The 14,090-nt window shown below is 71.1% G+C and carries 13 protein-coding genes; all 13 read right to left on the bottom strand.

Annotated features, from left to right (window positions below):
• Window positions 1-13: 13 nt before the first annotated feature.
• Window positions 14-2,860 (bottom strand): type 1 periplasmic-binding domain-containing protein, encoded by a 2,847-nt coding sequence (locus BJY14_RS05985; RefSeq protein ID WP_179842692.1) that lies wholly within the window; start codon window positions 2,858-2,860, stop codon window positions 14-16.
• Between the two features lie 123 nt (window positions 2,861-2,983).
• Window positions 2,984-4,120, bottom strand: a complete 1,137-nt coding sequence (locus tag BJY14_RS05980; protein ID WP_179842691.1) for an NAD(P)H-dependent flavin oxidoreductase — start codon at window positions 4,118-4,120, stop codon at window positions 2,984-2,986.
• 9 nt (window positions 4,121-4,129) lie between these two features.
• On the bottom strand, window positions 4,130-4,525 hold the full coding sequence (locus BJY14_RS05975; RefSeq protein WP_179842690.1) for a Zn-ribbon domain-containing OB-fold protein: 396 nt from the start codon (window positions 4,523-4,525) through the stop codon (window positions 4,130-4,132).
• A 2-nt stretch (window positions 4,526-4,527) separates the two neighbouring features.
• Window positions 4,528-5,688 carry a thiolase family protein gene (locus BJY14_RS05970; protein ID WP_179842689.1) on the bottom strand — a complete coding sequence of 387 codons (1,161 nt, stop codon included), beginning with the start codon at window positions 5,686-5,688 and terminating at the stop codon, window positions 4,528-4,530.
• Between the two features lie 185 nt (window positions 5,689-5,873).
• Window positions 5,874-6,821, bottom strand: a complete 948-nt coding sequence (gene ehuA, locus BJY14_RS05965) for an ectoine/hydroxyectoine ABC transporter ATP-binding protein EhuA (protein ID WP_246395816.1) — start codon at window positions 6,819-6,821, stop codon at window positions 5,874-5,876.
• Window positions 6,808-7,461: an ectoine/hydroxyectoine ABC transporter permease subunit EhuD gene (gene ehuD, locus BJY14_RS05960; RefSeq protein WP_179842688.1), complete on the bottom strand. Its 654-nt coding sequence runs from the start codon at window positions 7,459-7,461 to the stop codon at window positions 6,808-6,810. Before ehuD ends, ehuA begins: the two co-directional genes overlap by 14 nt.
• Window positions 7,461-8,177 carry an ectoine/hydroxyectoine ABC transporter permease subunit EhuC gene (gene ehuC / locus BJY14_RS05955; RefSeq protein WP_179842687.1) on the bottom strand — a complete coding sequence of 239 codons (717 nt, stop codon included), beginning with the start codon at window positions 8,175-8,177 and terminating at the stop codon, window positions 7,461-7,463. Before ehuC ends, ehuD begins: the two co-directional genes overlap by 1 nt.
• A gap of 3 nt (window positions 8,178-8,180) precedes the next feature.
• Entirely contained in the window at window positions 8,181-9,074 is an 894-nt protein-coding gene (gene ehuB, locus BJY14_RS05950; RefSeq protein ID WP_179842686.1) for an ectoine/hydroxyectoine ABC transporter substrate-binding protein EhuB, read from the bottom strand.
• Between the two features lie 101 nt (window positions 9,075-9,175).
• Complete coding sequence (gene thpD / locus BJY14_RS05945; protein WP_179842685.1) at window positions 9,176-10,141, bottom strand: ectoine hydroxylase; 966 nt, start codon at window positions 10,139-10,141, stop codon at window positions 9,176-9,178.
• Window positions 10,138-10,533, bottom strand: coding sequence for an ectoine synthase (locus BJY14_RS05940; RefSeq protein WP_179842684.1), 396 nt, complete (start codon window positions 10,531-10,533; stop codon window positions 10,138-10,140). Before BJY14_RS05940 ends, thpD begins: the two co-directional genes overlap by 4 nt.
• Before the next feature lie 34 nt (window positions 10,534-10,567).
• A complete protein-coding gene (gene ectB / locus BJY14_RS05935; protein WP_179842683.1) occupies window positions 10,568-11,830 on the bottom strand; it encodes a diaminobutyrate--2-oxoglutarate transaminase in 1,263 nt (420 codons plus the stop codon).
• A 52-nt stretch (window positions 11,831-11,882) separates the two neighbouring features.
• On the bottom strand, window positions 11,883-12,431 hold the full coding sequence (gene ectA, locus BJY14_RS05930) for a diaminobutyrate acetyltransferase (protein ID WP_179842682.1): 549 nt from the start codon (window positions 12,429-12,431) through the stop codon (window positions 11,883-11,885).
• Window positions 12,432-13,047: 616 nt separating this feature from the next.
• On the bottom strand, window positions 13,048-14,016 hold the full coding sequence (gene pip, locus BJY14_RS05925) for a prolyl aminopeptidase (RefSeq protein ID WP_179842681.1): 969 nt from the start codon (window positions 14,014-14,016) through the stop codon (window positions 13,048-13,050).
• Window positions 14,017-14,090: the final 74 nt, after the last annotated feature.

The following is a 14,090-nucleotide window of genomic DNA, read 5'->3' as shown; positions in this document are numbered from 1 at the left end:
GGCGCGATCGGCGTCAGCGCGGGCAGGGATCCAGGCGCGGCACGCGCCTCATGCCGTTGAGACGGCCGCAGATCGGCGTGGAGACCGGCTCGCCGTTCTTCAGCGTCACCCGGATCAGGGTGACGCCGCGGGTGCCGGGGCCGCCCCGCTCGTGGCCCTCCCCCTCGAAGGCGATGGTCCCCGTGGCGCCCTCCAGGCCGGACAGGTGGGGCAGTTCCTGCAGTACCGAGCCGGAGGTGACGGTGCGGCTGCCGGCCACCGTGTCCGCCGGATCCCGGGTGGGGGAGAGGGCGTCGTAGGCGTTCTGGGCCGCCTCCCCGAGGGCGAGGGCGGCGTCGTAGGAGAGGGCCATCTGGCCGTTCACGAGGAGCGGCTCGTCCGGGCGGACGCGCGGGGCGCCGATGTGCAGGATGTTGCGGGCCAGCAGGAAGAAGCCGTTGGTCTGGTCGCGGTCACCGGCGATGAGGAACGGCAGGTGGACGAACGCGGTGTGGTAGACGACGGTGTTCTCCGGAAGCGGGACGTCGTGGGGGCCGGTGCCGAAGCGGGACTTGGTCACGTCGTCGCCCGCGAGCAGGACGAGGCGGCGGCGGGTGCAGCCGCCCTGGATGAGGCCGTCGCGCAGGCCGCGCAGGTCCTCGGAGCGCCCGGCGAAGTAGATCAGGCGGTAGGAGGCGGTCTTGCACGCGGCCTTCACCGTTCGGGCGACGTCCTCGATGCCGGTGTACTCCACGCGGTCGGCCGCGCGCGGGCGCAGGACGCGGGTGACGTCGTCGGCGATCTCGCGGCTGTAGGCGTCCCTGGACGGGCCCGGGGTGCGGTGGACGATCATCACGCGGCCGATCGGGCGGTCCCGGAACTCCGCGTGGACGGCGGCGCGGGTCGCGGCGGCCTCGTCGTAGTCGGTGGCGGCCAGGCCGTGGTAGTGCTTCAGCCGGGGCAGCTCGTCGGAGGAGTTGACGGTGTCGACGACAGGGAGGCCGGCGGCGACGAGCCGTTCGATCGCGGCCCTGGACGGCTCGGTGTTGCGGCCGAAGCCGACGACGCCGGCGAGGGTCGGGTCGCGGCGCGCGAGATCGAGGATCCGGTCGGCGGTCTCGCCGGAGAAGGCCATGTTCTGCCCCGTGTTCGCGGGCAGCAGCCGGATCTTGAGGGGGTTGCCGACCTCGCCGGGGCCGCCGGAGCCGTTGTTGCGCCGCTGCGCGAGGTAGGCGCCCGCGAGTTCGTGGACGCTGCTGACGGTGACCTCGCTCTGCCCGGGGCTCGCGGTGAAGATCCCCACGTAGACGAGCGTCACGTACGGGTCGCCCGAGGCCGCGACGGCGGTGTTCTCCCGCTCGATGCGGCGCTGGAGGTCGGCGAGGGTGAGCCGCGGCCCGGTGTTGCCGGCCGAGGGCGGATGCCGGTCTCCGTCCATGCCGATGCTGTCGGCGCCGCGCTCGAACCGGACGCCGTGCGTCGACACGCCGACGCATTCGCGGCTCCCGTCGGTGTTGGTGTGCAGCCTGGTGTCGCCGTTCCAGCTCATGGGCAGCCCGACGCTGCAGTAGGTGGAGCGCAGGTCCAGCTGGACGTAGGTCACCGCGAACACGCAGACCAGGACGGCGGCGATGAGGGCGCGCCACGACCACAGCCACGTCCAGCGGGGGCGGCGCCGGACGGCGAAGTCGTCGGCGGGGCGCTGCGCGGCGGGGTCGCCGGAGACCGGGACGCGCAGCAGGTAGGGCAGCCGCACGGACTCGCTCGGCCCCTGCGCGGTGCCGAGCGAGGACCGCCAGTGCTCGTAGCGGTCCATGGCGTCGCCGCTCGCGGGCGCGGCGCCGCCGAGCTCGTCCCGGGTGCCGGCGTCGATCGAGGCGATGACCAGTAGCGGGTGGAACTCGCTGCGGCGCGCCCGGATGTCGCTGATCGCCGACAGCACGGCGAGGCCGCCGTTGCGGCGTCCCGGACGCGACAGGAACACCACGGGCGGCGCGGGCCGCTTGAAGCCGCGCAGGCTGGGCGCGAGCCGCCGGTACTGGTCGCGGATGTCCTCCAGCAGGGCGAACGTCTTGATCTGCAGGAGGAACCGGGCCGCGTCCGGCTTGGTGAGCCGCTCCGACACCCGGTGCAGGCGGCCCTCGAAGCCGAGGTCGTCGCCGCTCTCGTCCAGGACGGCGAAGAACGACGTGCGGGCGAACCAGCGGTAGCGGCCGCCGAACCCGGCGCGCGACAGCACGGGCAGCCAGATCCGGCGGGTGGACAGCGCGGCGACGGCGACCAGCACGACGGCGAGGACGGCGGCGGCGGTGGCCAGGATGCGGCTCGGGGTCTGCTCGGCGATGCCGCCGGCGAGCACCGCGATGAGGGCGACGATGGACGCGCCGATGCCGGGCCACCAGGCGGGGGCGCGCAGCGGGGCGCCCTGCCAGCGGAACAGCCCGGCGCGCTCGTTCCAGCGGTCGACGGTCGCGACGGGGGAGCGGCGGTACGGGGGCGGGGCGAGGGCGCCGTCGGTCCCCGGTTCGGCGGCGGCGGCCTGGATCGTCCGGATGAGCTCGGAGCGGGGGAAGCGCAGCAGGCCGAACTGCGACCGCGTGTGCCGCCAGGTCAGCGGCTGGGACATGGTGTCGACGAGCGCGATCGCGGCGGCCTCGCCCCCGGCGTCCGCGAGCTCCGGAGCGATCGCCGAGAGCCCCATCTCGCCCGCGAGGCGTTTCAGCTCCTCCAGGTGCTCGTCCGGGTCGTCCCGGTCGCCGGCCGGTTCCAGGACGGTGACCGGGTACGGGCGCGAGTCCAGCCGCCAGGGCAGGCGTCCGGTCATCCAGTCGAAGAGCGCGAAGAGCCCGCGCCCGGAGTCGTCGGGTCGGGGGTTGCCCACGGCGGCCTTCCCTGACGGCGGGGGCGGATCATGCCTGTCGCAGGGAAGCGTAAGCCGGGGCCGCGGCGGCGTCACGCCGCTAGCGCCGCGCCACCTGCCGGAACGATGTCCGGTTTCGGCCGTTCAGTCCGTGCCGGTGACGGCGTTGAGCCGCTCCACCGCGTCGGCGAAGTCCTCGACCATGTCGTAGACGACCTGGCGTGCGGGCTTGACGGTGTTCATCAGGCCGACGCACTGGCCGACGAAGTAGTTCGCGAGGGCGCGGGCGCCCGGGTTGCCGGACTCGGCCACCTTGGTGATCTGCCGCATGGCGCCCTCGGCCACGATCATCTGGAGCGGCATGCCGAGCGGGCCGGGGCTGTCCGGCCCCTCCCACTCCTGCGTCCACGCCGAGCGCAGCTGCCGGGCGGGCTTGCCGGTCCGCGACCGCGACCGGATCGTGTCGCGCGACGTGGCGGCGAGCAGCTTCTCCTTCACCGGCGGGGACGTCTCGGCCTCCTCGGTGGTGAGCCACACCGAGCCGCACCACACGCCGGACGCGCCGAGCGCGAGGGCCGCGGCCATCTGGCGTCCGGTGGCGATCCCGCCCGCGGCGAGGACGGGCACCGGCGCGACCGTGTCGACCACCTCGGGGACGAGCACCATCGTGGAGATCTCGCCAGTGTGCCCGCCCGCCTCGCCGCCCTGCGCGACGACGAGGTCGACGCCGGCGGCGACCTGGCGGCGGGCGTGCTCGGACGTCCCGACCAGTGCGGCGACGGGGATCCCGGCGGCCTTGGCCTTCTCCACCATCAGCGGCGGCGGGGTGCCGAGGGCGCTGGCGATGAGGCCGATGGGGTGGGCGAGCGACACGTCGATCAGCTCGGTCGCGCCCTCCTTGGTGACCTGCGCGCCGCCGCGCGCGTTGGACCGCCGGGCCTTGTCGAAGTCGGGCGGCGGGACGTCGTACTTGGCGAACAGGCCGACGAGGAAGCGCCAGTGCTCGTCGGGAACGGCGGCGAGCAGGGCGTCCAGGCCGCCGCCGCCCTCCGCCGCCTTGTCGATCTTGCCGGGGACGAGCACGTCGACGCCGTAGGGGCGGCCGCCCACGTGGTCGTCGATCCAGCAGAGCTCCTCTTCGAGCCGGTCCGGCGTGTACGCGACGGCACCGAGGACACCGAACCCGCCGGCGCCCGTGACGGCGGCGACCACGTCGCGGCAGTGGCTGAAGGCGAACAGCGGGAACTCGATGCCGAACCGTGCGCAGACCTCGGTGTTCATGGCCCGACGCTAACGGACCGAACCGCGTTCGGTCCAGGGGCGGAACAGCACGTACGACTCGCCTTCGTCCGGATGCTCGAACGCCGCGCGCAGCGCGAGCCCCTCGCGCAGGTCCGCGCGCTCCACCCCGTCCAGGCGGGCGTGCAGCCAGGGCCCCTCGGCCAGCTCGACGAGCGCCAGGAACGCGGGCGGCTCCTTGGGCAGGATCGTCCAGGTCACCAGGGTCGCCGCGCCGCTCGCCTCGGCCCAGCCGAGCTCCTCCTCGCCGCAGCCGGGGCAGCCGCTCGCGTCCGGCGCGAACCACCGGTCGCACGCCTCGCAGCGCCGGACGACGAGCCGGCCGGCGGCCGTGCCGTCGAAGAACGGGTCGGTGCGCCCGTCCCGCCGCAGAACGCCGATGTCCATGGCTAGGCCCCCTTCTCGTGCGGGCTGACGACCAGCGTGGAGTGGTGGTCGAGGATCCCGCCGTTCCCGCTGACGAGGATCACGTCGGTGGAGGGGGCCTGCCGCTGCCCGCCGTCCCCCCGCGCCTGGATCACGGCCTCCGACAGCGGCGTCATGCCCCACATGTAGTACGCCGACAGCTGCCCGCCGCCGGTGTTGGTCGGCAGCGACCCGCCGGGCCCGAGGGCGCCGGACGCGGCGAACGCGCCGCCCTCGCCCTTCGCGCAGAACCCGTAGTCCTCCAGCGTCACCAGGACGGTGTAGGTGTAGCAGTCGTACAGCTCGCACACGTCCACGTCGGCCGTGGTGATCCCGGCCATCTTCATCGCCGCCGCGCCGGACGCCGCGGCGCCCGTCGCCAGGCCGAAGTCGCTGCCGCGCTCCTTGCGGTGCCCCGGGTGGCCCTGCCCCCAGCCCCACAGGTGGACGGGCGGGCGGGCCAGGTCGCGGGCCCGGCCGGCGCTCGTCACGATGACGGCGATCGCACCGTTGGACACCAGGCAGCAGTCCAGCAGGTGCAGGGGTTCCGACACCCAGCGGGAGGCCTGGTGGTCCTCGATCGTGATCGGCTCCCGCATCTGCGCCAGGGGGTTGCCGGACGCCCAGGCGCGGGTCGCCACGGCGATCGCGCCGAGCTGCTCGCTCGTCGTCCCGTAGCGGGCCATGTGCCGCTGGGCGGCGAGGGCGTAGTGCGAGTTCACGCTGCGCAGGCCGAGCGCCGCCGTCATCCCGCCGAACCCGTACCATTCGCGTGAACTGCGGTTGTAGGCCGAGCCCGCGGACTGCTCCGGCTTCAGCGGCGCGTCCGCGAACACGCACGCGACCGTGGTCGCCGAACCGTTCAGCACCGACATCGCCGCGTACGACACCATCGCCCCGGCCGTCGCCCCGTAGGAGTTGACCAGGGCCAGCAGCCGCAGGTCGCGCAGGCCGAGCGTGTCGGCCAGCTCGATCCCGGGCGAACCGCCCATGCCGTGACTGACCAGCAGGCCGTCCAGGTCGCCGAGCGCCAGGCCCGCGTCGGCGGCCGCCAGCCGTACCGCGTCGGCGGCGAGCCGCCGGGGGCTGCGCCCGTACACCCTGCCGAGCTCGGTCATGCCGAGCCCCACGATCGAAGTGCCCATCGCCTCGCTCTCCTCGTCCGTCGCCGCCACGGTACCGAATCGCGTTCGGTGCGGGGGCGGGCGGGGTGATCGGGAGCCCGGGCGCCGTCGCGGCGGCCCCGGAAACGGGAGTCGCCCGCGTCCCCGGGGCGACGGGGACGCGGGCGACGCACGGGACGCGGTTCCGGCCGGCGGGCCCGGACCGGTCAGGACGCGAGCACGGCCTGCAGGAAGTCGCGGGTCCGCTGCTCGGACGGCTCGCCGAAGATCTGGTCCGGGGGACCCTCCTCGACGATCTGGCCCTGGTCGAACATCAGGACCCGGTCGGAGATGTCCTTGGCGAAGGTCATCTCGTGGGTGACGCAGAGCATGGTCAGGTCGCTCTGCCGGGCGATGTCGCGCAGCAGGTCCTGGACGCCGACCACGAGTTCGGGGTCGAGCGCCGAGGTCACCTCGTCCAGCAGCAGCACCCTCGGCTGCATGGCGAGCGCCCGCGCGATCGCCACCCGCTGCTGCTGGCCGCCCGACAGCTGGGTCGGGTGCGCGCTCTCCTTGTCCGACAGGCCGACCATGTCGAGCAGGCCGCGGGCCCGCTCGACCGCCTCGTCCTTGGACACCCCGAGCACGCGCACCGGCCCCTCGGTGAGGTTGCGCAGCACGTTCATGTTCGGGAACAGGTTGAACTGCTGGAACACCATGCCGACCTGCTTGCGCATCTCGTGCAGGTGCTTCTGGTTCGCCGGGACGCGCTTGCCGCCGCGGTCCATGTGCCACAGCGTGTCGTCGCCGATCCAGATCAGGCCCTCGTCGAGCGTCTCCAGCGTCATCAGCAGCCGCAGGATCGTGGTCTTGCCCGACCCGCTCGGCCCGATGAGCGTGACCCGCTCGCCGGGCGCCACGGTGAAGTCCAGCTCGCGGAGCACGACGTTGGAGCCGAACCGCTTCACCACCTTCTCGAAGCGGATGCCCGGCGCCTCGCCGCGCGGCAGCCCCGCGGCCGGCTCGGCCTTCGTGGCGGTGCCCTTCTGCGTGGAGACGCCCGCGCCGGCGGCCGCCTCGCCGGGGACAGGGGCCGGCGCCTCGGCGGCGCCTTCGGGGGCTGGGCGGTCCGCGGTGCCCCCGGGGTCGACTGAGTCGGTGTCAATTGGTGGCATAACGCCTCTCCAAGCGGCGGACGAGTATCGAGGATATGACGCTGACCACGACGAACAACAGGCCGACCATGGTGATCGGCTCCAGGAACTGCAGGGACTTGGACCCGACCTGGTACGCGGAGAACAGCAGCTCCGCGACGTTGATCGCCAGCAGCATCGGCGAATCCTTGAACATCGCGATCAGGTAGTTGCCGAGCGTCGGGATGACCCGCCGGATCGCCTGCGGCAGGACCACGTCCAGCCACACCCGCGAACGCGGCAGGTTCAGCGCGGTGCACGCCTCCCACTGCCCCTTGGGGACGTCGGCGATCCCGGCCCGGTACACCTCGGCCGTGTAGGTCGAGTAGTGGATCCCGAGCGTGATCGTGCCCGCGGTGAGGGACCCGATGGTGACGCCCCAGGCCGGCAGCACGAAGAACACGAAGTACAGCTGCGGGATCAGCGGCGTGGACCTGATGAACTCGGTGACCCACCGGACCACCTGGTTGAACACCCGGCTCGGGGAGCGGCGCAGCAGCGTCCACACCAGCCCGAGGACCAGGGCGATCACATAGCCCAGCAGCGTCGCGGTCAGCGTGTAGCGCAGCCCGTTCAGCAGGTCGGGCAGGATCTCGCCGGAATAGTGCCAGTCCCAGCTCATCAGCCGCTCACCCCCGCCCCGGGCGCGCCCGCCGCGATCGTCCCGAGGGACGGCTCAGGGGGCAGCCTGCGGCCCAGCATCCGGTCCACGCGCCGCTCGGCGTAGCGGACGAACAGCTGCAGGACCTGAGCGATCACGAAGTACAGGACGAGCACGACCGTGAACGAGGCGACGGTCTGGCCGGTGCTGCCCTGGATGTTCTTGGAGACGCGGGTCAGGTCGACCAGGCCCACCAGGGACACGATGGCGGTGCCCTTCATCAGCTCGATGATCAGGTTGCCGAACGGCGGCAGCATGAGCGCGAACGCCTGCGGCAGCAGCACGCGCCGCATGCGCTGGAACGGCGTGAAGTTCAGCGCGATCGTCGCCTCGTACTGCGCCTTCGGGACGGCGTTGATCGATCCGCGCACCACCTCGGCGCCGTACGCGCCGACGTTCAGGCCGAGGGCCAGCACGGCCGCGAACATCGTGGTGAACCGGAGGCCGATCAGCGGGAGGGCGTAGAAGAACCAGTACAGCAGCACCAGCGTGGCGTTGCCGCGGAAGAACTCCACGTACACGCGGTTCAGCCCGCGCACCCCCGCGCTGCGTGACGTGCCCGCCAGCCCGAAGACCAGCGCGAGCACGAGCGCCAGCGCTCCGCCGAGGAGGGTGAGCCGGATCGTGACCCACGCCCCGTCCAGCCACTGGGGATAGCTGTCGAGGACCTCGGACACGGGTCAGCCCTGGCAGAACTTGGCGGCGGTGTCGTCCGGGCCGGGCATCTCCGCCTGGGTGAAGCCGAACGGCTGCAGGACCGGCAGCAGCTTGTTGCCCTGCTGGAGCTTGGCGAGCTCGGCGTTCCAGGCGTTCAGCAGGTCCGAGTCGGCCTTGCGGAACGCGAACGCGCCCGCGCCGAGCTGCTCCTTGCCGTCGATGACGGGGGTGAACGCGTCGGTGACCTCGAAGCCCTCGCCCTTGTGCTTGGTCAGCAGGTCGGCCAGCGAGATGCGGGTCAGCCAGATGCAGTCGATGCGCCCGGCCTTCAGGCCCTCGTAGGCGCTCGCCTGGTCGGCGAAGGTCTTGACGTCGCCCTTCTTGACGCCGGTCTTCTCGGCGTACCCGGCCTCGACCGCGCCGGTGAGCACGCCGACCTTGACGCCCTTCTTGCCCGGGTCCTCGGCGGCCTTGAGGCCCTTCGGGTTGCCCTCGGGCACCATGAAGGCGCTCTTGGCGACGTACTCGGGGTTGCCGAACGCCGCGGAGGCGCACCGCTCGGGCGTGATGAACATGCCGGCGGCGATCGCGTCGAAGCGCTTGGCGTTGAGCCCGCCGATGAGCCCGCCGAAGTCGACCTGGACGCCCTTGATCTCGTCGATGCCGAGGTTCTTGAAGATGACCCGAGCGAGCTCGGGGGCCTCGCCGGTCAGCTTCCCGGATTTGTCGGTGTAGCCGTAGGGCGCCTCGTTGGCGAACCCGACCGTGATGGTCCCGGAGTCCTTGGCCTTCTGCAGCGTGCCGCCGCCGGCCTTCTCCTTCTCCGGATCCGTCGTGGAGCAGCCCGCCGCGGCCAGCGGCGCCGCGGCGGACAGCAGCACGGCGGTGCGGAGGAAGTCGCGTCTCGAGGAAGTCATCGTCGATCTCCTGATGATGGGTGCGCTCCGCGCCCGCAGGGAGGCCGGACGGCCCCCTTGCGGGCGCGGAGCGGGTGGGTCGGGTTATCGAATTGTTAGGCTCAGGCGCCGGCGGTCCCCTCCGCGGCGGGACGGCCCGCCCCGCCTTCCGGAGAGGTCTCGACTCCGACGGGAGTGAAGTCACGGGCGCCGATGAAGGAGGGACGGGGCGCGGGTGCGGAGAACGGCTCGACGCACGTGTTCTCAACGCTGTTGAACACGATGAACACGTTGGAGCGCGGGAACGGGGTGATGTTCCCGTTCGAGCCGTGCATGCAGTTGCAGTCGAACATGGTGGCCGAGCCCGCGGGACCGGTGAACAGCTCGATCCCGTGCTTGTCGGCCAGGATCGACAGGCTGTTGGGGTCGGGCGTACCGATCTCCTGTCCGCGCAGGGACTCCTTGTAGTGGTCGTCCGGGGTCTCCCCGACGCAGGCCACGAAGGTCTTGTGCGAGCCAGGCATGATCATTAGCCCGCCATTGTGCACGAAATTCTCGGTGAGCGCGATGGATATGCTCACCGCGCGCATCCGGGGCATGCCGTCCTCCGCGTGCCAGGTCTCGAAGTCCGAGTGCCAGTAGAAGTCCTTGCCGGTGAAACCTGGCTTGTAGTTGACCCGGCTCTGGTGGACGTAAACCTCCGAGCCGAGGATCTGCCTGGCCCGGCCCACCACGCGGGGGTCGCGGACGAGCTCGGCGAACACCTCGCTGATCTTGTGCACCTCGAAGATGGAGCGGACCTCGTCCGAGCCGCGCTCGGTCACCGTCCGCTCGTCGGCCAGGATCCGCGGGTCCGACGACAGCCGGCGCAGCTCGGCCCGGTAGTCCTCGACCTCCTCCGGCGCGATCAGCTGGTCGACGGACAGGAACCCGTTGGCCTCGAAGGAGTCGAGGGTCGCGCCGTCGATGGGCCCGTCCTTCGCCTCGCCGTACACGACCGGGTCCTGGCGGTACAGCAGTGCGGCCTCGGAGGCCTTCCGGGTGGGGTAGGCGTCGTCGATCGTCGGATGGGACTCGATGATGCTCATGCGTCCTCCTCGGTCAGCAGGGGGTAGACACCGTTCTCGTCATGGACCTCCCGGCCGGTGCAGGGCGGGTTGAACACGCAGACGGTCCGCACGTCGGTGTGGGCGCGCAGGGTGTGGTGCTCGTGGCCGTCGAGGAGGTACATCACGCCTGGCTCGATCTTGTGCTTCTCGCCCGTCTCGTCGTTGGTCAGCTCGCCCTGGCCCTCGACGCAGTACACGGCCTCGATGTGGTTGGCGTACCACATCTTCGTCTCGGTGCCCGCGTACAGGATCGTCTCGTGCAGCGAGAACCCGACGCCCTCTTTGGCCAGCACGAGGCGGCGGCTGCACCAGGTCGGCGCCTGCACGTCGCGCTCCGTGCCGATGATCTCTCCGAGGGAACGAACGATCATTGAAACTCCTCTGCTGTGTCGGTGCCCGGCGGGCTCAGGCGGTGATCTTCTGGCGGACGGCCTCCACCGAGTCCGCGATGATCTCCAGGCCGGTGGCCAGCTCGGACTCGGTCGTGGTGAGCGGCGGCAGCAGCTTGACGACCTCGCCCTCGGGGCCGGAGGTCTCCATCAGCAGCCCTCGGGCGAACGCCTCGCCGCACACCTGCGGCGCCGTCTCCGGGTCCTTCATCACCAGGCCCCACGCCATGCCGCGGCCGCGGACGCAGTCGATGGCGCCGGCATGCGCGATCGCGATCTCGTTCAGCGCCGCCTGGACCTGCTGGCCCTTGGCGAGGGTCTGCTTCTCGAAGTCGTCGCCGGTCCAGTAGTCCTCCAGCGCGCCGACGGCGGTGATGAACGCCGGGTTGAAGCCGCGGAAGGTGCCGTTGTGCTCGCCCGGCTCCCACACGTCGAGCTCGCGCTTCATCAGCGTGATCGCGAAGGGCAGCCCGTAGCCGCTGAGGGACTTGGACAGGCAGACGATGTCCGGGGTGATCCCGGCCTCCTCGAAGCTGAAGAACGGCCCGGTGCGGCCGCAGCCCATCTGCACGTCGTCGACGATGAGCAGGATGTCCTGTCGGTGGCACAGGTCCTGCAGGCCGCGCAGCCACTCGGCGGTGGCGACGTTGATGCCGCCCTCGCCCTGCACGGTCTCCACGATGACGGCGGCGGGCTTGTCGAGGCCGCTGCCGCTGTCGTCCAGCATCGTCTCGAAGAGCAGGAAGTCGGGCGTCCTGCCGTCGAGGTAGTTGTCGTAGGGCATCGCCACGCCGTGCCCGAGCGGCACGCCCGCACCGGTGCGCTTCATCGAGTTGCCGGTGACGGCGAGCGCGCCGAGCGTCATCCCGTGAAAGGCGTTGGTGAAGCTGACGACGGTCTCCCGGCCGGTGTACTTGCGCGCCAGTTTCAGCGCCGCCTCGACCGAGTTGTTGCCCGCGGGCCCGGGGAACTGGACCTTGTAGTCGAGGTCGCGGGGCGCCAGGACGTACTCGTTGAAGCGTTCCAGGAACTCGCGCTTGGCCGAGGTGTACATGTCGAGGCCGTGCACGACGGGGTCGCCGGCGAGAAAGTCCAGCAGCCGGCGTTTCAGCCCCGGGTTGTTGTGCCCGTAGTTGAGGGTTCCGGCGCCGGCGAAGAAGTCGAGGTAGGTTTTGCCGTTCTCGTCGGTCATGTGGCTGCCCTGTGCCGTGGTGAACACCGTGGGCCAGCTTCTGCAGTAGCCGCGGACTTCCGATTCCATGCGGTCGAACACGTCCATGTCTGCCTCCAGGCAGGGTCGGAGAGGAGCGGGTGGGGGCGTGGAGCGTGGGTCAGTTCGCGGCGGCGATCGGGCCGATCCTGAAGAGCACCTCGGGCTCGTGTCCCCCCTCGGGGAAGTGCTCCGCGGCGAACAGCGGGCTGCGGGCGAGTTCGCACCCGCGGGCTCTGGCGAAGGATTCGAACATCGCGGTGGAGGCGGTGTTGTCCGGTGTGACCGTGGCCTCCATGTACTCGAGCCCCCGGGGCGCGAGGCGGTCGGCCAGGGCGTCGAGCATGCGGCGGGCGAGCCCCTGGCCGCGGTGGTCGCCGTCGACGGCGACCTGCCACACGAAGAACGTGTCCGGACGGGACGGGCGGACGTAGCCGGTGATGAAGCCGCACGGACCCGCGTCGTCGCGCGCGACGACGGAAGTGTCCGCGAAGTCGCGGCACCAGAGCGTGTAGCTGTACGGCGAGTTGACGTCCAGGACCCGTGAGTCCCGGGCGAGCCGCCAAAGCGCGGGTCCATCGGCGAGGCTCGGCTCCTGGAGTTGCACTTCCGCGTTCGTCTCGTTCTTCCCGGGGCGTCGGGTCGGTGATTCCAGGGGTTGCGCTGCCATGTCCAGGCAATTTAGCGAATCTCGCGCGATGATCGCAGATAGATGTTATCGACGAGATGTTTAGCTCGCTCGCCAGTGGGTATAATTAATTGCTTTCCCGATTCGGGTGCAATTTGGGCGGTCTTCAGGCGGGCCGCGATCCGCTTTTCCCCGGGATACGCAGGAGGTACTGCCGGGTGCGCCGGAGATGTTGCCGGCATGCTTCCTGAATGCAACCTTAACGTTTCGCCGCGGGGCGGGGAGCCGCTTTTTGTATCGGTTATGTGAGGTAAGTCACATGGATCGGGTGACAACGGGGCGGGTGCGGCGGGCGTCACTTCCCATCGCGGGAGGTCGGGCCGCGCGCGGGCGAGGTGGGGCGGGTGTGGGCCGAGGCGCTCCGCGAGACCCTCTGTACTGCCCCCTGGGGGCAGGGGCGCTATCCGGAGAGTAAGGCCGGGCTTGCCAATGAGACAGGAGATGTGGATTTTGGTCCGCTTCCGGGTGGCCGGGGCCGGGCGAGGAAACCGGACCCCGACCCGGTTGCGGACGTGCTGAAGCCCATTCTCGGTGTGACCGATTCAGGCTCGGCGCCTCAACGTCCGATAACGTGACGTTATCAAACGACCACCATGAGTCACGTCTTCTCGGCGAAACGGTCGGTCGCCTCGATCAGGTGATGCAGGATCCCCGGCTCGCTGTAGGCGTGCCCCGCGTCGTCGACGATGTGGAAGTCCGCCTCGGGCCACGCGCGGTGCAGGTCCCACGCCGTCGCGACCGGCGTGCACACGTCGTAGCGGCCCTGCACGATCACGGCCGGGATGTGGCGGATCCTGTCCACGTCCCGGAGCAGCTGGTCCTCCTCGAAGAACCCCTCGTTGGTGAAGTAGTGGTTCTCGATGCGCGCGAACGCCACCGCGTACTCGGGCTCGCCGAAGCCGCCGGCCATCTCCGGGTCCGGCCGCAGCGTGAGCGTCGAGCCCTCCCACGTCGCCCACGCCTTCGCGGCCGTGGTCCGCACCTGCGGGTCGGGCGATTCGAGCCGCTCGCGGAACGCCGAGATGAGGTCCTCGCGCTCGTCCTCGGGGATCGGCTCGACGTACTTCTCCCACAGGTCGGGGAACAGCAGCGACGCCCCCTCCTGGTAGAACCAGTACAGCTCGAACGGCCGCAGGGTGAAGATGCCGCGCAGCACCAGCTCGGTCACCCGGTCGGGGTGCGTCTGCGCGTACGCCAGCGACAGCGCGCTGCCCCAGCTTCCGCCGAACACCAGCCAACGCTCGATGCCGAGGTGCTCGCGGATCCGCTCCATGTCGGCGACCAGGTTCCAGGTGGTGTTGCTCTCCAGCGACACCTCCGGGTCCTTCGCGTGCGGCAGGCTGCGCCCGCAGTTGCGCTGGTCGAACAGGACGATCCGGTACGCCTCCGGGTCGAACTGCCGGCGGTGCGCCGGGCTGCACCCGCCGCCCGGCCCGCCGTGCAGCATCACCGCGGGCTTGCCGTCCGGGTTCCCGCAGACCTCCCAGTAGATACGGTTTCCGTCGCCGACGTCGAGCAGCCCAGAGTCGTAGGGCTCGATCGGCGGGTACAGCGTGCGAAGCTCCATGAGGCGCGATTGTTCCATCCGGCCGCCGCCGCGGCCGGATGTGACCCACGGCACCCCGCGGACGGGTCGCGCAG

This window comes from Actinomadura luteofluorescens (genome assembly GCF_013409365.1).
Lineage (GTDB): Bacteria > Actinomycetota > Actinomycetes > Streptosporangiales > Streptosporangiaceae > Spirillospora > Spirillospora luteofluorescens.
Note: the sequence above shows the minus strand (reverse complement) of the source record. Positions and strands in the feature narration are given on the sequence as shown.

Bases quoted from the DNA above. Each gene is read 5' to 3' on its own strand.
- ehuD (WP_179842688.1), bottom strand. From the start codon at position 7,461: ATGAGCTGGGACTGGCACTATTCCGGCGAGATCCTGCCCGACCTGCTG.
- thpD (WP_179842685.1), bottom strand. From the start codon at position 10,141: ATGAGCATCATCGAGTCCCATCCGACGATCGACGACGCCTACCCCACC.
- ectA (WP_179842682.1), bottom strand. From the start codon at position 12,431: ATGGCAGCGCAACCCCTGGAATCACCGACCCGACGCCCCGGGAAGAAC.
- ehuA (WP_246395816.1), bottom strand. From the start codon at position 6,821: ATGCCACCAATTGACACCGACTCAGTCGACCCCGGGGGCACCGCGGAC.
- BJY14_RS05940 (WP_179842684.1), bottom strand. From the start codon at position 10,533: ATGATCGTTCGTTCCCTCGGAGAGATCATCGGCACGGAGCGCGACGTG.
- pip (WP_179842681.1), bottom strand. From the start codon at position 14,016: ATGGAGCTTCGCACGCTGTACCCGCCGATCGAGCCCTACGACTCTGGG.
- BJY14_RS05970 (WP_179842689.1), bottom strand. From the start codon at position 5,688: ATGGGCACTTCGATCGTGGGGCTCGGCATGACCGAGCTCGGCAGGGTG.
- BJY14_RS05980 (WP_179842691.1), bottom strand. From the start codon at position 4,120: ATGAACACCGAGGTCTGCGCACGGTTCGGCATCGAGTTCCCGCTGTTC.
- ehuB (WP_179842686.1), bottom strand. From the start codon at position 9,074: ATGACTTCCTCGAGACGCGACTTCCTCCGCACCGCCGTGCTGCTGTCC.
- ectB (WP_179842683.1), bottom strand. From the start codon at position 11,830: ATGGACGTGTTCGACCGCATGGAATCGGAAGTCCGCGGCTACTGCAGA.
- BJY14_RS05975 (WP_179842690.1), bottom strand. From the start codon at position 4,525: ATGGACATCGGCGTTCTGCGGCGGGACGGGCGCACCGACCCGTTCTTC.